General features: G+C 69.6%; 11 protein-coding genes. 10 read left to right on the top strand and 1 reads right to left on the bottom strand.

The features are described from left to right. The first annotated feature begins 54 nt into the window (after positions 1-54). The 6 genes from W7S_RS22100 to rplL all read left to right on the top strand — a co-directional run bounded on the left by W7S_RS22100 (position 55) and on the right by rplL (position 7,592). On the top strand, positions 55-4,233 hold the full coding sequence (locus W7S_RS22100; protein ID WP_008260893.1) for an NEW3 domain-containing protein: 4,179 nt from the start codon (positions 55-57) through the stop codon (positions 4,231-4,233). Then, positions 4,230-4,847 carry a hypothetical protein gene (locus W7S_RS22095; protein WP_008260892.1) on the top strand — a complete coding sequence of 206 codons (618 nt, stop codon included), beginning with the start codon at positions 4,230-4,232 and terminating at the stop codon, positions 4,845-4,847. Before W7S_RS22100 ends, W7S_RS22095 begins: the two co-directional genes overlap by 4 nt. A gap of 4 nt (positions 4,848-4,851) precedes the next feature. After that, the gene (locus W7S_RS22090) at positions 4,852-5,772 is read left to right on the top strand and encodes an ROK family protein (protein WP_008260891.1); all 921 of its coding nucleotides are present in this window, start codon (positions 4,852-4,854) and stop codon (positions 5,770-5,772) included. Between the two features lie 39 nt (positions 5,773-5,811). Next, positions 5,812-6,264: an anthrone oxygenase family protein gene (locus W7S_RS22085; RefSeq protein ID WP_008260890.1), complete on the top strand. Its 453-nt coding sequence runs from the start codon at positions 5,812-5,814 to the stop codon at positions 6,262-6,264. A gap of 258 nt (positions 6,265-6,522) precedes the next feature. Then, positions 6,523-7,155, top strand: coding sequence for a 50S ribosomal protein L10 (rplJ, locus tag W7S_RS22080; RefSeq protein ID WP_014381143.1), 633 nt, complete (start codon positions 6,523-6,525; stop codon positions 7,153-7,155). Between the two features lie 44 nt (positions 7,156-7,199). Then, positions 7,200-7,592 (top strand): 50S ribosomal protein L7/L12, encoded by a 393-nt coding sequence (gene rplL / locus W7S_RS22075; RefSeq protein ID WP_008260886.1) that lies wholly within the window; start codon positions 7,200-7,202, stop codon positions 7,590-7,592. A 49-nt stretch (positions 7,593-7,641) separates the two neighbouring features. Here rplL and W7S_RS22070 read toward each other — a convergent pair whose 3' ends face one another. Next, positions 7,642-8,331, bottom strand: coding sequence for a TetR/AcrR family transcriptional regulator (locus tag W7S_RS22070; RefSeq protein ID WP_014712404.1), 690 nt, complete (start codon positions 8,329-8,331; stop codon positions 7,642-7,644). A gap of 82 nt (positions 8,332-8,413) precedes the next feature. Between W7S_RS22070 and W7S_RS22065 the strand changes: the two genes are divergently transcribed. The 4 genes from W7S_RS22065 (at position 8,414) to W7S_RS22050 (ending at position 19,034) form a co-directional block, all read left to right on the top strand. Further along, the gene (locus W7S_RS22065; RefSeq protein ID WP_014712403.1) at positions 8,414-9,916 is read left to right on the top strand and encodes a carotenoid oxygenase family protein; all 1,503 of its coding nucleotides are present in this window, start codon (positions 8,414-8,416) and stop codon (positions 9,914-9,916) included. A 172-nt stretch (positions 9,917-10,088) separates the two neighbouring features. Beyond that, a complete protein-coding gene (locus W7S_RS22060; RefSeq protein ID WP_008260873.1) occupies positions 10,089-11,099 on the top strand; it encodes an ABC transporter ATP-binding protein in 1,011 nt (336 codons plus the stop codon). Positions 11,100-11,505: 406 nt separating this feature from the next. Then, positions 11,506-15,039 (top strand): DNA-directed RNA polymerase subunit beta, encoded by a 3,534-nt coding sequence (locus W7S_RS22055; RefSeq protein ID WP_085976459.1) that lies wholly within the window; start codon positions 11,506-11,508, stop codon positions 15,037-15,039. A 44-nt stretch (positions 15,040-15,083) separates the two neighbouring features. Further along, complete coding sequence (locus W7S_RS22050) at positions 15,084-19,034, top strand: DNA-directed RNA polymerase subunit beta' (protein WP_008260871.1); 3,951 nt, start codon at positions 15,084-15,086, stop codon at positions 19,032-19,034. Positions 19,035-19,133 lie beyond the last annotated feature (99 nt).

Genomic DNA, 19,133 nt, shown 5'->3' with positions numbered 1-19,133 from the left:
TTCGCGGTCAGGCGACGGGTTTCTCGGTTGGCCGCGCCGCCGTAAAGTGCGGGGATGCAGCTGGTTTCGGCGGAGTCGACGGAGCTTTTCGTCGGGCCGCCGGAAGCCCCGCTGCAGCTGGCGCGCGTCACCGTCGCCGGGGTGGGCGAGCCGAGGCGGGTCCGCATCGACGGGGACGGCCTGACCGGGGAGGCGGTCGCCGATATCGGCGACGAGCTCGTCGAGGTCCCCGTCACCCTGGACCGTCCGGTGGTCGGCGAGCGACGGTCCGCGCGGGTGCGCGCCGGGCGCGCGGACCTGCCGTTCGAGTTCACGGTCGCCGAGCCCGGCTGGACCATGTTCATGGTCAGTCACTTCCACTACGACCCGGTGTGGTGGAACACCCAGGGCGCCTACACCAGCGAATGGACCGAGGATCCGCCGGGGCGGGCCCGGCAGACCAACGGCTTCGAGCTCGTGCACGCCCACCTGGAGATGGCCCGCCGCGAGCCCGAGTACAAGTTCGTGCTCGCCGAGGTGGACTACCTCAAGCCGTACTGGGACACCCGCCCCGAGGACCGCGCCGACCTGCGCCGGTTCATCGCGCAGGGCCGTGTCGAGGTGCTGGGCGGCACCTACAACGAACCGAACACCAATCTCACCAGCCCGGAAACGACCATCCGGAACCTGGTGCACGGCATGGGTTTTCAGCGCCACGTCCTGGGTGCCGACCCGGCGACCGCGTGGCAGCTGGACGTGTTCGGCCACGACCCGCAGTTCCCGGGCCTGGCCGCCGACGCCGGCCTGACGTCGAGTTCGTGGGCCCGGGGACCGCACCACCAGTGGGGCCCGATGCACAGCGACGGCGGACTGGGCGGCATGCAGTTCTGCAGCGAGTTCGAGTGGATCTCGCCGTCGGGCCGCGGCCTGCTCACCCACTACATGCCCGCGCATTACTCGGCGGGGTGGTGGATGGACTCCGCGACCACGCTGCGCGAGGCCTCCGACGCCACGTACGAGCTGTTCGATCAGCTCAAAACGGTGGCGCTGACCCGCAACGTGCTGCTGCCCGTCGGCACCGACTACACGCCGCCCAACACATGGGTCACCGCGATCCATCGCGACTGGGCCGCCCGCTACACCTGGCCGCGATTCGTGTGCGCGCTGCCGCGCGAGTTCTTCGCGGCGGTGCGCGCCGAGCTGGCGCAGCGCGGGTGTGAGCCGTCGCCGCAGACCCGGGACATGAACCCGATCTACACCGGCAAGGACGTGTCCTACATCGACACCAAACAAGCCAACCGGGCCGCCGAGAACGCCGTGCTGGCGGCCGAGCGGTTCGCGGTGTTCGCGGCCCTGGCGACCGGCGCCGACTACCCGCATGCGGCCCTGGCCAAGGCGTGGGTGCAGCTGGCCTACGGCGCGCACCACGACGCGATCACCGGGTCGGAATCCGACCAGGTCTACCTCGACCTGTTGACCGGCTGGCGCGACGCGTGGGAGCTGGGCCGCACGGCCCGGGACGCCTCGCTGGCGCTGCTGTCCGGGGCGATCGAGGGCGACGTCGTCGTGTGGAACCCCCTGGCGCACCCACGCACCGATCTCGTCACCGCGCGCATCGATCCGCCGCTGCCCGCGGGCGTGCGGGTGCTGGACGCCGACGGCGCCGAACTGCCCGCGCTGGTCGAGCACGACGGGAGCTCGGTCACCTGGCTGGCCCGCGATGTCGGGTCGCTGGGCTGGCGGGCCTACCGGCTGGCACCCGCCGACCAAGCGGCCGGCTGGGCGGCGGTGCCGGGATCGGTGATCGCCAACGAGCACTACCGGCTCGAGGTCGACAAGGCCCGCGGCGGGGCCGTCGCCTCGCTGATCGACTTGTCTGCCCAGGGGGGCCGCGAGCTGATCGCCGAGGGCCGGGTGGGCAACGAGCTCGCCGTCTACGAGGAATACCCGTCGCACCCCACGCAGGGCGAGGGACCGTGGCACCTGCTGCCCAAGGGGCCGGTGGTGTGCTCGTCGGAATCGCCGGCGCGGGTGCGGGCCTTTCGCGGACCCCTCGGTGAGCGGGTGGTGGTCCGCGGTCGGATCGGCACGCTGCTGCGCTACACCCAGACCCTGACGCTGTGGCGGGGCGTCGCGCGGGTGGACTGCCGCACCACCATCGACGACTTCACCGGCGCCGATCAGCTGGTGCGGCTGCGCTGGCCGTGCCCGGTGCCGGGCGCCATGCCGGTCAGCGAAGTCGGCGACGCCGTCGTCGGCCGCGGTTTCGCGCTGCTGCACGACGGGCCGCGCGCGGTGGACACCGCCCGGCACCTGTGGGCCCTGGACAACCCGGCGTACGGCTGGTTCGGCCTGTCCTCGGCCGCCCGGGTCCGGGTGTCGGGGGCCGGGGTGCGGGCGATCTCGGTCGCCGAGGTGGTGTCTCCGGCGGAGGCGGTGTCCGGGCCGCTGGCGCGCGCGCTGATGGTGGCGCTGGTCCGCGCCGGAGTCACGGCCACCTGCAGCGCCGCGGACAAGCCCCGCTACGGCCACCTGGAGGTGGATTCCAACCTGCCCGACGTGCGGATCGCGCTGGGCGGGCCGGACCGCAACGCCTTCACCGAGGCGGTGCTGGCCCACGCCGATGCGGTGTACGCCCGGGAACTCGACCGCCAGCTGGCGGCGACCGGCCGGGCCCGGGTCTGGGTGCCGGCCGAGACGCCGCTGGCCGCGGTGTGGGTGCCCGGCGCCGACCTGCGTGGACTGCGGGCGCTGCCGGTGCTGGTCGTCGACGGCCGCGCCGACGAGGACCTGCGCGCGGAGATCGCCGCGCTGGCCGACGATCTCGGTGACGCCGAGATCGTCGCGCAGCGGCCCGCGTCGGGAACGGAGGCGTTCGAGGACCGCACCGTCGCCCTGCTCAACCGCGGGGTGCCCAGCTTCGCCGTCGACACCGAGGGCACCCTGCACACCGCGCTGATGCGCTCGTGCACCGGCTGGCCGTCGGGCATCTGGATCGATGACCCCCGCCGCACCGCGCCGGACGGCTCCAACTTCCAGCTGCAGCACTGGACCCACGATTTCGACTACGCGTTGGTCAGCGGCGACGGCGACTGGCGGCGCGCGGACATCCCCACCCGCAGCGCGCAGTTCGCGCAGCCGCTGCTCGCCGTCGCCGGGGGCCGGCGGCCCGGTGCGCTGCCGCCGGTCGGTGCGCTGCTGCGCGTCGAGCTCGCCGACTCGGTCCACCTGGCGGCCCTCAAGGCGGCCGGCGATCCGCTGACCGCGGGCCGCGCCGCGCCGGTCGACCCGCACTCGGTCGCCCTGCGGTTGGTGGAGACGACCGGGGCGGGCGCGCGGGTGACGCTTAGCTCGGACGTCGCGGCGATCAGCGACCTGCGGGCCGCCGACCTCCTGGAGGCTCCCGAGGGGCGGCTGGATTCGGTCGACCTGCACGGCTACCAGGTGGCGACCGTGCTGGCCCGGTTCGACCTGCCCGCGACGCTCGCGGACGCCGCCGCCCTGGCGCCGAACGCCGAGGCCGCCCAGCCGCTCTACGCCCGCTATTGGCTGCACAACCGCGGGCCCGCGCCGCTCGGGGGCCTGCCCGCGGTCGCCCACCTGCACCCGTCGCAGATCAGTGCGCAGCCCGGCCGCGACGTGACGGTGCGTCTGACCGCGGCCAGCGACTGCAGCGACGCCACGCTGCGCGGCGGGGTCGTCCTCGCGTGCCCGGACGGCTGGTCGGCCACGCCCGCCGAGCTGCCCTTCACCCTGTGCAGCGGCGGCCACCTGGAGGCCGACGTGGTGGTGTCGATCCCGCCGACGGCAGAACCGGGCCTCTACCCCGTCCGGGCACGGCTGCGCCTCACCGGCGAACACATCCCCGCCCCCTGGCGGCAAGCGGTCGAGGACGTGTGCGTGGTCGCGGTGGGCGGCGCGGCGGTCGACCCGGGCGGGCTGGTCTACCTCGCCGACGGGCCGCGCGAGGTCACGCTGCGACCCGGCGAAGCGGGTGAGGTGACCGTCACCGTCGGCACCCACGCCCGGGCCGATTTGGCGCTCGAGGCGCATCTGATCAGCCCCTGGGGCACGTGGGAATGGATGGGACCCGCCGCCCTCGGCGCGGTCCTGCCCGCCGGCGGCACCGTCGGCCTCGGCTTCCGGGTGACCCCGCCGGCCTGGCTGGGACCCGGGCAATGGTGGGCGCTGGTGCGCATCGGCTGCGCCGGGCGGCTGGTCTACTCGCCCGCGGTCCGGGTGACGGTGACATGAGCGGCCACCCTGTCGCGACCGTCGCCGGCATCCCCGTGTCGTGCGCGGAGGTCGACGCGGCCGAAACGCGGCTGCGCGCGGGGCGGGGAGCGGGCGCACTGCCGGCCGCGGGCACCAGCGAGGGCCGCCAACTGCGACGCTGGCTGACCCAGCTCATCGTGACCCGGCGGGTGGTCGCCGCCGAGGCGGACGCGCGCGGGCTGGACCCGCGCGAAGCCCCGACCGAGACGGAGCTGCTGCCCGACGTGACCGCACGGCTGGAGATCGGCAGCATCGCCGCGGCCGTACTGGCCGACCCGCGCGCCCGGGCGCTGTTCGCCGACGTCACCGCCGACGTGCACGTCACCGACGACGAGGTGGCCGCCTATCACGCCCGCAACCCGCTGCGCTTCGCCGCGGCACGACCGGGTGAAAACGGCTGGCGCACAACGGCGTTGGCCGCTCCACCGCTGGCCGAGGTGCGATCGGCGATCGCCGAGCAGCTGCGCGGCGCCGCCCGGCGGCGCGCCTTCCGGCTGTGGCTGCACGCCCGCCGCGCCGAGCTGGTGCGGCTCGCGCCCGGCTACGAGCATCCCGGCGACCCCCGCCAACCCGACAACACCCACCGGCACTGAGACCATGCCAACCCTCTGCCTGGACATCGGCGGCACCAAAATCGCCGCCGCTCTGGTCGATTCGGCCGGCGCGCTGGTGCACAGCGCGATCCGCCCCACCCCGGTCACGACCGCCGCCGGCGACGTGTGGGCCGTCGTCGAGGCGATGATCGCCGACGCGGTGCGCGCGGCCGACGCCCCGATCACCGCCGTCGGCATCGCCTCGGCCGGGCCGATCGACCTGCACACCGGATCGGTCAGCCCGATCAACATCGCGGGCTGGGACCGTTTCCCGCTGCGCGACAGGGTCGCCGCCGCGGTGCCCGGGGTGCCGGTGGTGCTGGGCGGCGACGGCCTGTGTATGGCGTTGGGCGAGCACTGGATCGGGGCGGGCCGCAGCGCGGGGCCGGACGCCCGGTTCCTGCTGGGCATGGTGGTCTCCACCGGGGTGGGCGGCGGTCTGGTGCTCGACGGCGTCCCCTACGCCGGGCGCACCGGCAACGCCGGCCACGTCGGGCACATCGTCGTCGAACTGGACGGGCCGCCGTGCACGTGCGGCGGCCGCGGCTGCGTGGAGACGGTGGCGTCCGGGCCGTGGATGGTGCGCTGGGCGCGCTACAACGGGTGGGCGGCGCCGCCCGGCGCGGGCGCCAGGGACCTGGCCGTCGCGGCGGCGGCCGGAGACCCGGTGGCCCGGCGGGCCTTTCACCGATCGGCCAACGCGCTCGCCGCGATGATCGCCTCGGTCGGCGCGGTCTGCGATCTGGACCTCGTCGTGATCGGGGGAGGGGTGTCCAAATCCGGGCCGCTGCTCTTCGACCCCCTGCGGGCGAAGCTGGCCGACTACGCGGGGCTGGACTTCCTGTCCGGGCTGCGGGTGGTGCCCGGCGAGCTCGGCGGTGCGGCCGGCCTGATCGGCGCGGCCCGCCTCGCGGCCCTGGGCTGACGCGGCGCACGCCGCGCCCGGCTTTCTACGCTGACTGGCATGAACCACAGCATCGACGCGCTCGCGGTCGTGATCACCGGCCTGCTGGTGGGCGTGGAGCTGGCGGTCGCGGTGTTCTTCCACCCGCTCATCGTGCGGCTGCCCGACGACGCCTTCCGTGCGGCCCGCGTCGGCGCCGCCCGATCGCTGGGCACGACGATGCCGTTCTGGTACGCGCTGAGCCTGTTGCTGTTGGTGGCGCTGGCCATCAAGGAGCGGGGCGCGGCGCGCGACTGGCTGTACGGTGCCGCCGGCGCCCTGATGGTGTTGGTCGTGCTGCTGACGGTCACGCTGCTGGTGCCGATCAACAACCGCATCGCCAAGTGGCCGGCCGCCGGTGAGCTCTCGCGTGACCTCGCGGCCCGGTGGGATCGGCTGCACCGGCTGCGGGTGGCCCTGCTGCTGGCGGTGTTCGTCCTGCTGACCCTCGGCGTCACCCGCGCGGTCATCTGAGCCGGCGTCCGGGGTCGCCGTTTTGGCTGACCGCGCAGGCCACGCTATTGTGTTAGCCGTTCCACCGAAGACCGTCGGTGACCGAGCAATCGGTCGAAGGTCCGGGAGGTATCCCGGCGGCCCACGCAGGAGGACGAGGCACGACGCCGGCTCGCGCCGGCGTGTTTGTACGCCCCGGCCGTTTCCTGCGCCGGGGCGTTCGTCGTTTTCGGGGGAATCGAGACGACACGTCGCATGACTTCACTTCAGGAGGTAGGCATGGCCAGGGCTGACAAGGCCACCGCCGTTGCGGACATCGCCGAGCAGTTCAAGGAATCGACCGCTGCCCTGGTCACCGAGTACCGCGGCCTGACGGTCGCCAACCTGGCCGAGCTGCGGCGCTCGCTGGGCGCGTCGGCCACGTACTCGGTGGCCAAGAACACGCTGGTCAAGCGTGCTGCGTCGGAAGCCGGGGTCGACGGCCTCGACGAGCTCTTCGCCGGCCCGACGGCCATCGCGTTCATCACCGGGGAGCCGGTCGACGCCGCCAAGGCCATCAAGACCTTCGCCAAGGAGCACAAGGCGCTGGTCATCAAGGGTGGCTACATGGACGGCCGCGCGCTGACGGTCGCCGAAGTCGAGCGCATCGCCGACCTCGAGTCGCGCGAGGTGCTGCTGGCCAAGCTGGCCGGCGCGATGAAGGGCAACCTCGCCAAGGCGGCCGGGCTGTTCAACGCCCCGGCGTCGCAGGTCGCCCGGCTCGCGGCCGCGTTGCAAGAGAAGAAGGCCGCAGAGGGACCGGCGGGGCCAGCAGCTTCCGAGGCCGCTGCCGAGCCCGCCGCGGAAGCCGCCCCGGAACCCGCTTCGGAAGCACCCGCCGAGCCTGCGGAAACCCCGGCCGAAGCCGAATAACAACCACCCCGGAACCTGGGAAAAACAAGGAAGGACCCACACCCATGGCAAAGATGTCTACCGACGACCTGCTCGACGCGTTCAAGGAGATGACGCTCCTGGAGCTCTCCGACTTCGTCAAGAAGTTCGAGGAGACCTTCGAGGTCACCGCGGCCGCCCCGGTCGCCGTCGCCGCGGCCGGCCCGGCCGCCGGTGGCGCGCCCGCCGAGGCCGCCGAGGAGCAGTCGGAATTCGACGTGATCCTCGAGTCCGCCGGCGACAAGAAGATCGGCGTCATCAAGGTGGTCCGCGAGATCGTCTCCGGCCTGGGCCTCAAGGAGGCCAAGGACCTGGTCGACGGCGCGCCCAAGCCGCTGCTGGAGAAGGTCGCCAAGGAGGCCGCCGACGAGGCCAAGACCAAGCTCGAGGCCGCCGGCGCCACCGTCACCGTCAAGTAAGTCACTGCGCGCAGGCCCCCGGGATCGAGGTCCCGGGGGCTTCGTGCGCTCAGCGCGCGCCCATCGCGGTCTGCAGCGACTGCGCCACCTGCTCCGGTGAATCACCAAGGGCCACAAGCAGGTTCGACGTCATCGACCCCAGCACCGGGACGACGGCCGAGCTGTCGTCGCCGTAGTAGCCGGCCAGTTCCAGCATGACGAAGCCGTGGATCAACGCCCAGAACTGCGCCGCGGTCGCCACCACGGACGCGTCGTCGACACCGTCTTTCACGGCGCCCGCGGGTTTGATGCGGCCGGCCAGCATGCACCGGTGCACCCCGCGCACCACGTGCGCGAAGCTCGGGTAGTCGCGCTCGATCGCGGCGACCGTCAGCGTCAGGACGTTGTGGGCGGGCGCGTTGATGCCGTGCGCGCTGGTGCTGCCGAACATCAGCCGATACACGTGCGGGCGCTTGATCGCGTAGCGGCGGTAGGCCGCCCCGATCATGAACAGGTCGGCGACCGGGTCGGCGGTAGGCGGCACGGTCAGCGCGGCGTCGAACTGGCGCAGGCCCTCCTCGGCCACCTCGGCGATCAGCCCCCGCATCCCGCCGAAGTGGGTGTAGACCGCCATCGTCGAGGTCCCCGCGGCGCCGGCCACCTTGCGCGTCTGCAGGGCGTCGGGGCCGTGCTCGTCGAGCAGGCCGACCGCGGCGTGCAGCATCTCCTCGCGAACGCTGCGCTGAATCGGCGAAGTCATCTCGGAAGACACATTGCCATCTTCTCATCGGGGGCGTACGGTGCCAATAACGCTGAAATAACAATGTTATAGGAGCTTAGCCATGGCGACCACGACAACCGCCAAGCCCGGCAACCCCTACCTCGAGGACTTCCTGGCGCCGGTGAGCGCGGAGGTCACCGCCACCGACCTCAAGGTCACCGGACGCATTCCCGAACACCTCGACGGGCGCTACCTGCGCAACGGGCCCAACCCCGTCGCCGAGGTGGACCCCGCCGTCTACCACTGGTTCAGCGGTGACGGCATGGTGCACGGGGTGGCGCTGCAAGGCGGGCAGGCCCGCTGGTATCGCAACCGATGGGTGCGCACCGCCCACGTCTGCGCCGCACTCGGCGAGCCGGCGCCCAGCGGGCTGAACCCGCGGGCCGGCATGCTCTCCGTCGGCCCCAACACCAACGTCCTCAGCCACGCCGGCCACACGCTCGCGCTCGTCGAGGGGGGCGGGGCGAACTACCGGCTCACCGACGAGCTGGACACCGAGGGGCCCTGCGACTTCGACGGAACCCTGTTCGGGGGATACACCGCCCATCCGCACGCCGACCCGCGGACCGGCGAATTGCACGCGGTGTCCTACTCGTTCACCCGCGGGCGCACCGTGCAGTACTCGGTCATCGACACCCAGGGCCGGGCGCGGCGCACCGTCGACATCGAGGTGGGCGGGTCGCCGATGATGCACGACTTCTCGCTGACCGACAAGTACGTGGTGATCTACGACCTGCCCGTCACGTTCGACCCCGTTCAGGTGATGCCGGCGAACGTGCCCCGTTGGTTGAGCCTGCCGGCCCGCCTGGTGATGCAGTCGCTCATCGGTCGTGTGCGGCTGCCCAGCCCGATGGCGACGGCGATCAATCGCAACCAGCGGCCGACCAGCCGGATGCCGTACCGGTGGGACGACAACTACCCGGCGCGCATCGGGGTGATGCCCCGAGAGGGCGGAAATCGGGACGTGCGCTGGTTCGACATCGAGCCCTGCTACGTCTACCACCCGCTCAACGCCTACTCCGAGATGCGCGACGGCACAGAGGTTTTGGTGCTCGACGTGGTGCGCTACGCGCGGATGTTCGACCGTGACCTGCGCGGTCCCGGCGACAGCCGGCCGACGCTGGACCGCTGGACCGTCAACCTGGCCACCGGGACGGTGACCAGCGAACGCCGTGACGATCGCCCCCAAGAATTCCCGCGCATCAACGAGGCCTTGCTGGGCGGGCCGCACCGGTATGGCTACACCATCGGCACCGAGGGCGGTTACCTGTCCGGCGGGCGATCCGAGATGTCGACCGCCGTGTACAAGCACGACTACGCGACCGGATCCGCCACCGCTGCCGATCTCGATGCGGGCCTTTTGCTCGGCGAGATGTCGTTTGTGCCCAATCCCGCACCGGGCGCCGAGGATGACGGCATCCTCATGGGGTTCGGCTATCACCGCGACCGCGACGAGGGCCAACTGGTCTTGCTGGACGCGCAGACGCTCGAGCACGTCGCCACCGTGCATCTGCCGCAGCGGGTGCCGATGGGATTCCACGGCAACTGGGCGCCCGCTGGCTAACACGTGCGTCAAATAAGTTGCGCCATCGGGGCTTCCGGCTGAGTCTGCGGACGGCCAATTTTTCCCCGCTGTGTGCCGCAACCCTGATGCCGTGTGGCAGGCGTGCGCTACAGTGACTCATGCCACACAAAAGGGCAGGTGGCAGGCATGAGTGTCGACGGAAGGATTTCCCATGGGCGTCGCAATCGAGGTGAATGGGCTCACGAAGTCCTTCGGTTCCTCGAGAATCTGGGAAGACGTGACGCTGGAAATCCCCGCCGGGGAGGTCAGCGTCCTGCTGGGGCCGTCGGGTACCGGCAAATCGGTTTTCCTGAAGTCACTGATCGGTTTGTTGCGCCCCGAGCGCGGCTCGGTCGTCATCGACGGCACCGACATCCTGCAGTGCTCGGCCAAGGAGCTCTACGAGATCCGCACGCTGTTCGGCGTGATGTTCCAGGACGGCGCGCTGTTCGGGTCGATGAACCTCTTCGACAACGCTGCCTTCCCGCTGCGCGAGCACACCAAGAAGAAGGAAGGCGAGATCCGTGACATCGTCATGGAGAAGCTGACCCTGGTCGGCCTCGGCGGCGACGAGAAGAAGTTCCCCGGTGAGATCTCCGGCGGTATGCGCAAGCGCGCCAGCCTGGCCCGCGCCCTGGTGATGGACCCGCAGATCATCCTGTGCGACGAGCCCGACTCCGGTCTGGACCCGGTCCGCACCGCCTACCTGAGCCAGCTGATCCTCGACATCAACGCCCAGATCGACGCCACGGTGCTGATCGTCACGCACAACATCAACATCGCCCGCACGGTGCCGGACAACATGGGCATGCTGTTCCGCCGCAAGCTGGTCATGTTCGGCCCCCGCGAGGTGTTGCTGACCAGCGACGAGCCGGTCGTGCGGCAGTTCCTCAACGGCCGCCGCATCGGGCCGATCGGCATGTCGGAGGAAAAGGACGAGGCGACCATGGCCGAGGAGCAGGCGGCGCTGGACGCCGGACAGCATGCGGGCGGTGTCGAGGAGATCGAGGGCGTGCCGCCGCAGATCGTCGCATCGCCCGGCATGCCGGAACGCAAGGCCGTCGCCCGCCGCCAGGCGCGGGTGCGCGAGATCCTGCACACCCTGCCCAAGACCGCTCAGACCGCCATCCTCGACGACCTCGAAGGCACCCACCGGTACCGCGCACACGAGATCGGCGAATGAGGCGCGCCCGGGCCGGCGGATTCCGTGATAACTCCGCGTAACACTCCCGGCCCGCCCTCTTGACGACGGGCCCTAAACGAGCCAGTCTGTTGGGCAGCATGTACCTGAACAGTCCGAGGGAAGTCGAGATCGCCAGCCAGCGTCGATGTCCCTGGACCCCCAGGGCTGGGAAGTTGAGGAATGCGCCGTCCTGCGCTATTGTTGGACGTTGCGCTGGCTACCTCCTGCCCACCTCACCCGCCACCTGACACCGTGGTCTAAGCCTGAGCCCCCCTACGTGGCTTAGTTCTTTAGTTGCGCGTGAGATCCGGACAGTTCGTTCGCCGGCCGAACCGACACAATTCGCGGCGAGCTGGCCGGTGGTCCCGGCCTTCGTGAGTCGCACGAGGTGCTGGAAGGATGCATCTTGGCTGATTTCCGCCAGAGCAAGACGGATCGCCCACAAAATTCCTCTAACGGAAGTTCGTCGAACGGCTCCGTGCCCGGAGCGCCCAACCGAGTTTCCTTCGCCAAGCTCCGCGAGCCCCTCGAGGTTCCGGGCCTGCTTGACGTGCAGATCGACTCCTTCGAGTGGTTGATCGGCGCGCCGCGGTGGCGCGAGGCGGCCGCCGCGCGCGGCGACGGCAAGCCGGGGGTCACCCCGGTGGGCGGCCTCGAAGAGGTGCTCTTGGAGCTCTCGCCGATCGAGGACTTCTCCGGCTCGATGTCGCTGTCGTTCTCCGACCCGCGCTTCGACGAGGTCAAGGCGCCGGTCGACGAGTGCAAAGACAAGGACATGACGTACGCGGCCCCGCTGTTCGTCACGGCCGAGTTCATCAACAACAACACCGGCGAGATCAAGAGCCAGACGGTGTTCATGGGTGACTTCCCGATGATGACCGAGAAGGGCACCTTCATCATCAACGGCACCGAGCGCGTCGTGGTCAGCCAGCTGGTCCGCTCGCCCGGTGTGTACTTCGACGAGACCATCGACAAGTCGACCGAGAAGCTGCTGCACAGCGTCAAGGTGATCCCCAGCCGGGGCGCGTGGCTGGAGTTCGACGTCGACAAGCGCGACACCGTCGGCGTGCGCATCGACCGCAAGCGCCGCCAGCCGGTCACCGTGCTGCTCAAGGCGCTGGGCTGGACCAACGAGCAGATCACCGAGCGCTTCGGCTTCTCCGAGATCATGATGTCGACGCTGGAGAAGGACAACACCGCCGGCACCGACGAGGCGCTGCTGGACATCTACCGCAAGCTGCGTCCGGGCGAGCCGCCGACCAAGGAGTCCGCGCAGACCCTGCTGGAGAACCTGTTCTTCAAGGAGAAGCGCTACGACCTGGCGCGTGTCGGCCGCTACAAGGTCAACAAGAAGCTCGGCCAGCACGCGGGCGAGCCGATCACCAGCTCGACGCTGACCGAGGAAGACGTCGTCGCCACCATCGAGTACCTGGTGCGCCTGCACCACGCCCGGACGGATGGCCAGCCCGCTGTCATGACTGTCCCCGGCGGCATCGAGGTGCCGGTGGAGACTGACGACATCGACCACTTCGGCAACCGCCGCCTGCGCACCGTCGGTGAGCTGATCCAGAATCAGATCCGGGTCGGCATGTCGCGGATGGAGCGCGTCGTCCGCGAGCGGATGACCACGCAGGACGTCGAGGCCATCACGCCGCAGACCCTGATCAACATCCGGCCGGTCGTCGCCGCGATCAAGGAGTTCTTCGGCACCAGCCAGCTGAGCCAGTTCATGGACCAGAACAACCCGCTGTCCGGTCTGACCCACAAGCGCCGCCTCTCGGCGCTGGGCCCCGGCGGTCTGTCCCGTGAGCGCGCCGGCCTGGAGGTCCGTGACGTCCACCCCTCGCACTACGGCCGGATGTGCCCGATCGAGACCCCGGAGGGTCCCAACATCGGTCTGATCGGCTCGCTGTCGGTGTACGCGCGGGTGAACCCCTTCGGGTTCATCGAGACCCCGTACCGCAAGGTGGTCGACGGTGTGGTCACCGACGAGATCCACTACCTGACCGCCGACGAGGAGGACCGCCACGTCGTGGCGCAGGCCAACTCGCCGATCGACGCCAAGGGCCGGTTCGAGGAGTCGCGCGTGCTGGTCCGCCGGAAGGCGGGCGAGGTCGAGTACGTGCCCTCGTCCGAGGTGGACTACATGGACGTCTCGCCGCGCCAGATGGTGTCGGTGGCCACCGCGATGATCCCGTTCCTCGAGCACGATGACGCCAACCGTGCCCTGATGGGCGCCAACATGCAGCGCCAGGCGGTTCCACTGGTGCGCAGCGAGGCGCCGCTGGTGGGCACCGGCATGGAGCTGCGCGCGGCGATCGACGCCGGCGACGTCGTCGTCGCGGACAAGGCCGGGGTGATCGAGGAGGTCTCCGCCGACTACATCACCGTGATGGCCGACGACGGCACCCGGCACACCTACCGGATGCGCAAGTTCGAGCGGTCCAACCACGGCACCTGCGCCAACCAGTCGCCGATCGTCGACGCGGGCGACCGCGTCGAGGCCGGCCAGGTGATCGCCGACGGTCCGTGCACCGAGAACGGCGAGATGGCGCTGGGCAAGAACCTGCTCGTGGCGATCATGCCGTGGGAGGGCCACAACTACGAGGACGCGATCATCCTGTCCAACCGTCTGGTTGAGGAGGACGTGCTCACCTCGATCCACATCGAGGAGCACGAGATCGACGCCCGCGACACCAAGCTGGGCGCCGAGGAGATCACCCGGGACATCCCGAACGTCTCCGACGAGGTGCTGGCCGACCTCGACGAGCGCGGCATCGTGCGCATCGGCGCCGAGGTCCGCGACGGCGACATCCTGGTCGGCAAGGTGACCCCGAAGGGTGAGACCGAGCTGACCCCGGAGGAGCGGTTGCTGCGGGCGATCTTCGGCGAGAAGGCCCGCGAGGTCCGCGACACCTCGCTGAAGGTGCCGCACGGTGAGTCCGGCAAGGTCATCGGCATCCGGGTGTTCTCCCGCGAGGACGACGACGAGCTGCCGGCCGGTGTCAACGAGCTGGTGCGCGTCTACGTGGCCCAGAAGCGGAAGATCTCCGACGGCGACAAGCTGGCCGGACGGCACGGCAACAAGGGTGTGATCGGCAAGATCCTGCCCCAGGAGGACATGCCGTTCCTGCCGGACGGCACTCCGGTGGACATCATCCTGAACACCCACGGGGTGCCGCGACGGATGAACATCGGCCAGATCCTGGAGACCCACCTCGGGTGGGTCGCCAAGTCCGGCTGGAACATCGAGGGCTCACCCGATTGGGCGGTGAACCTGCCCGAGGAGCTGCGGCACGCGCAGCCGGACCAGATCGTGTCGACGCCGGTGTTCGACGGCGCCAAGGAGGAGGAGCTGGCGGGCATGCTGTCCTGCACGCTGCCCAACCGCGACGGCGAGGTCATGGTGGACGGCGACGGCAAGTCGGTGCTGTTCGACGGCCGCAGCGGCGAGCCGTTCCCGTACCCGGTGACCGTCGGCTACATGTACATCATGAAGCTGCACCACCTGGTGGACGACAAGATCCACGCCCGCTCCACCGGCCCGTACTCGATGATCACCCAGCAGCCGCTGGGCGGTAAGGCGCAGTTCGGTGGCCAGCGCTTCGGGGAGATGGAGTGCTGGGCGATGCAGGCCTACGGCGCGGCGTACACGCTGCAGGAGCTGTTGACCATCAAGTCCGACGACACCGTCGGCCGGGTCAAGGTGTACGAGGCGATCGTCAAGGGCGAGAACATCCCGGAGCCGGGTATCCCCGAGTCCTTCAAGGTGTTGCTCAAGGAACTGCAGTCGCTGTGCCTCAATGTCGAGGTGCTGTCCTCGGACGGCGCGGCGATCGAGTTGCGCGAAGGCGAGGACGAGGACCTCGAACGGGCCGCGGCGAACCTGGGAATCAACTTGTCCCGCAACGAATCCGCGTCCGTTGAGGACCTCGCCTAACCAACGTTTTCAGTTACTAAACCCGCAAGGGGAAAGGGAGTTACGTGCTCGACGTCAACTTCTTCGATGAACTCCGGATCGGTCTGGCCACCGCGGAGGACATCAGGCAATGGTCTTACGGCGAGGTCAAGAAGCCGGAGACGATCAACTACCGCACGCTGAAGCCGGAGAAGGACGGCCTGTTCTGCGAGAAGATCTTCGGACCGACTCGCGACTGGGAGTGCTACTGCGGCAAGTACAAGCGCGTCCGCTTCAAGGGCATCATCTGTGAGCGCTGCGGCGTCGAGGTGACCCGCGCCAAGGTGCGCCGCGAGCGGATGGGCCACATCGAGCTGGCCGCGCCCGTCACGCACATCTGGTACTTCAAGGGCGTGCCGTCGCGGCTGGGGTACCTGCTCGACCTGGCGCCGAAGGATCTCGAGAAGATCATCTACTTCGCCGCCTACGTCATCACCTCGGTCGACGAGGAGATGCGCCACAACGAGCTCTCGACGCTCGAGGCCGAAATGATGGTGGAGCGCAAGGCCATCGAGGACCAGCGCGACGCCGACTTGGAGGCCCGCGCCCAGAAGCTCGAGGCCGACCTGGCCGAGCTGGAGGCCGAGGGCGCGAAGGCCGACGCGCGCCGCAAGGTCCGCGACGGCGGCGAGCGCGAGATGCGCCAGCTGCGCGACCGGGCCCAGCGTGAGCTGGACCGGCTCGAGGAGATCTGGACGACCTTCACCAAGCTGGCTCCCAAGCAGCTGATCGTCGACGAGAACCTCTACCGCGAGCTGATCGACCGCTTCGGTGAGTACTTCACCGGCGCCATGGGTGCGGAGTCGATCCAGAAGCTGATCGAGAACTTCGACATCGACGCCGAGGCCGAGATCCTGCGCGACGTCATCCGGAACGGCAAGGGGCAGAAGAAACTTCGCGCCCTGAAGCGGCTCAAGGTGGTCGCCGCCTTCCAGCAGTCGGGCAACTCGCCGATGGGCATGGTGCTCGACGCCGTCCCGGTGATCCCGCCGGAACTGCGCCCGATGGTCCAGCTCGACGGTGGCCGGTTCGCCACCAGCGACCTCAACGACCTGTACCGCCGGGTGATCAACCGGAACAACCGCCTCAAGAGGCTGATCGACCTCGGCGCGCCCGAGATCATCGTCAACAACGAGAAGCGGATGTTGCAGGAGTCCGTGGACGCGTTGTTCGACAACGGCCGTCGCGGCCGCCCGGTCACCGGGCCGGGTAACCGCCCGCTGAAGTCGCTGTCCGACCTGCTCAAGGGTAAGCAGGGCCGGTTCCGTCAGAACCTGCTCGGCAAGCGTGTCGACTACTCGGGCCGCAGCGTCATCGTGGTCGGCCCGCAGCTCAAGCTGCACCAGTGCGGTCTGCCCAAGCTGATGGCGCTGGAGCTGTTCAAGCCGTTCGTGATGAAGCGGCTGGTCGACCTCAACCACGCGCAGAACATCAAGAGCGCCAAGCGCATGGTGGAGCGCCAGCGTCCCCAGGTGTGGGATGTCCTCGAAGAGGTCATCGCCGAGCACCCGGTGCTGCTGAACCGCGCGCCCACCCTGCACCGGCTGGGTATCCAGGCCTTCGAGCCGATGCTGGTGGAAGGCAAGGCAATCCAGCTGCACCCGCTGGTGTGTGAGGCGTTCAACGCCGACTTCGACGGTGACCAGATGGCGGTGCACCTGCCTTTGAGCGCCGAGGCGCAGGCCGAGGCCCGCATCCTGATGCTGTCCAGCAACAACATCCTGTCGCCCGCGTCGGGCCGTCCGCTGGCCATGCCGCGTCTGGACATGGTGACCGGGCTGTACTACCTGACCACCGAGGTCGACGGGGACAAGGGCGAATTCAAGGCGGCCGCCAAGGACGAGCCCGAGGTGGGCGTGTACTCGTCGCCGGCCGAGGCGATCATGGCGTCCGACCGTGGCGTGCTGTCGGTGCGGGCCAAGATCAAGGTGCGGCTGACCCAGCTGCGCCCGCCCGCCGAGATCGAGGCCGAGCTGTTCGGCGCGGGCGGCTGGCAGCCGGGGGACGCCTGGATGGCCGAGACCACGCTGGGCCGGGTGCTGTTCAACGAGCTGCTGCCGGTGGGCTATCCGTTCGTGAACAAGCAGATGCACAAGAAGGTGCAGGCCGCCATCATCAACGACCTGGCCGAGCGCTACCCGATGATCGTGGTCGCGCAGACCGTCGACAAGCTCAAGGACGCCGGTTTCTACTGGGCGACCCGCAGCGGTGTCACCGTGTCGATGGCCGACGTGCTCGTGCCGCCGCGCAAGAAGGAGATCCTCGACCAGTACGAGGAGCGGGCGGAAAAGGTCGAAAAGCAGTTCCAGCGTGGCGCTTTGAACCACGACGAGCGCAACGAGGCGCTGGTGGAGATCTGGAAGGAAGCCACCGACGAGGTCGGTCAGGCGCTGCGTGAGCACTACCCGGCCGACAACCCGATCATCACGATCGTCGACTCGGGTGCCACGGGTAACTTCACCCAGACCCGGACGCTGGCCGGCATGAAGGGTCTGGTGACCAACCCCAAGGGTGAGTTCATCCCGCGTCCGGTCAAGTCGTCGTTCCGCGAGGGCCTGACCGTGCTGGAGTACTTCATCAACACCCACGGCGCCCGAAAGGGCTTGGCGGACACCGCGTTGCGTACCGCCGACTCCGGGTACCTGACCCGTCGTCTGGTGGACGTGAGCCAGGACGTCATCGTCCGGGAGCATGACTGCGAGACCGAGCGGGGCATCGTCGTCGAGCTGGCCGAGCGTCAGCCCGACGGCACCCTGATCCGCGACCCGTACATCGAAACCTCGGCGTACGCACGGACTTTGGGCACCGACGCGGTCGACGAGGCTGGCAAGGTCGTCGTCGCGCGCGGCGAGGACCTGGGTGACCCGGAGATCGAGGCCCTGCTGGCGGCCGGCATCACGCAGGTCAAGGTGCGCTCGGTGCTGACGTGCACCACCGGCACCGGGGTGTGCGCGACCTGTTACGGGCGGTCCATGGCCACCGGAAAGCTGGTCGACATCGGCGAGGCCGTCGGTATCGTCGCCGCCCAGTCCATCGGTGAGCCCGGCACCCAGCTGACCATGCGGACGTTCCACCAGGGTGGTGTCGGTGAGGACATCACCGGCGGTCTGCCCCGGGTCCAGGAGCTGTTCGAGGCCCGCATCCCGCGCGGCAAGGCGCCGATCGCCGACGTCACCGGGCGGGTCCGCCTCGAGGAGGGCGAGCGCTTCTACAAGATCACCATCGTTCCCGACGACGGGAGCGAGGAGGTCGTGTACGACAAGCTCTCCAAGCGGCAGCGGCTGCGCGTGTTCAAGCACGAAGACGGTTCCGAGCGGGTGCTCTCCGACAACGACCACGTCGAGGTGGGCCAGCAGCTGATGGAAGGCTCGGCCGACCCGCACGAGGTGCTGCGCGTGCAGGGCCCCCGCGAGGTGCAGATCCACCTGGTCCGCGAGGTCCAGGAGGTCTACCGCGCGCAGGGTGTGTCGATCCACGACAAGCACATCGAGGTGATCGTTCGCCAGATGCTGCGCCGCGTCACCATCATCGACTCGGGCTCGACGGAGTTTTTGCCCGGCTCGCTGATCGACCGCGCGGAGTTCGAGGCGGAGAACCGCCGGGTGGTGGCCGAGGGCGGCGAGCCCGCCGCCGGCCGTCCGGTGCTGATGGGTATCACGAAGGCGAGCCTCGCCACCGACTCGTGGCTGAGCGCGGCGTCGTTCCAGGAGACCACGCGAGTGCTGACCGATGCGGCGATCAACTGCCGCAGCGACAAGCTCAACGGTCTGAAGGAGAACGTGATCATCGGAAAGCTGATCCCGGCCGGTACCGGCATCAACCGCTACCGCAACATCCAGGTGCAGCCGACCGAGGAGGCCCGGGCCGCCGCGTACACGATCCCGTCCTACGAGGATCAGTACTACAGCCCGGACTTCGGCCAGGCCACCGGCGCCGCGGTTCCGTTGGACGACTACGGCTACAGCGACTACCGGTAGTTTCTGCGACAACGACAAAGCCCCGGGTTTCGCCCGGGGCTTTGTCGTTGCGTGGGACGGCTGTTGATTGTCCGACCGAACGCCCGTTCAGCCGGGCGT

Source organism: Mycobacterium sp. MOTT36Y (genome assembly GCF_000262165.1).
GTDB classification, from domain to species: Bacteria; Actinomycetota; Actinomycetes; order Mycobacteriales; family Mycobacteriaceae; genus Mycobacterium; species Mycobacterium intracellulare.
Note: the sequence above shows the minus strand (reverse complement) of the source record. Positions and strands in the feature narration are given on the sequence as shown.

What these genes read in the sequence shown, in the direction of transcription:
- W7S_RS22100 (WP_008260893.1), top strand. Translation starts at nt 55, where the DNA reads ATGCAGCTGGTTTCGGCGGAGTCGACGGAGCTTTTCGTCGGGCCGCCG.
- W7S_RS22095 (WP_008260892.1), top strand. Translation starts at nt 4,230, where the DNA reads ATGAGCGGCCACCCTGTCGCGACCGTCGCCGGCATCCCCGTGTCGTGC.
- W7S_RS22090 (WP_008260891.1), top strand. Translation starts at nt 4,852, where the DNA reads ATGCCAACCCTCTGCCTGGACATCGGCGGCACCAAAATCGCCGCCGCT.
- W7S_RS22085 (WP_008260890.1), top strand. Translation starts at nt 5,812, where the DNA reads ATGAACCACAGCATCGACGCGCTCGCGGTCGTGATCACCGGCCTGCTG.
- rplJ (WP_014381143.1), top strand. Translation starts at nt 6,523, where the DNA reads ATGGCCAGGGCTGACAAGGCCACCGCCGTTGCGGACATCGCCGAGCAG.
- rplL (WP_008260886.1), top strand. Translation starts at nt 7,200, where the DNA reads ATGGCAAAGATGTCTACCGACGACCTGCTCGACGCGTTCAAGGAGATG.
- W7S_RS22070 (WP_014712404.1), bottom strand. Translation starts at nt 8,331, where the DNA reads ATGACTTCGCCGATTCAGCGCAGCGTTCGCGAGGAGATGCTGCACGCC.
- W7S_RS22065 (WP_014712403.1), top strand. Translation starts at nt 8,414, where the DNA reads ATGGCGACCACGACAACCGCCAAGCCCGGCAACCCCTACCTCGAGGAC.
- W7S_RS22060 (WP_008260873.1), top strand. Translation starts at nt 10,089, where the DNA reads ATGGGCGTCGCAATCGAGGTGAATGGGCTCACGAAGTCCTTCGGTTCC.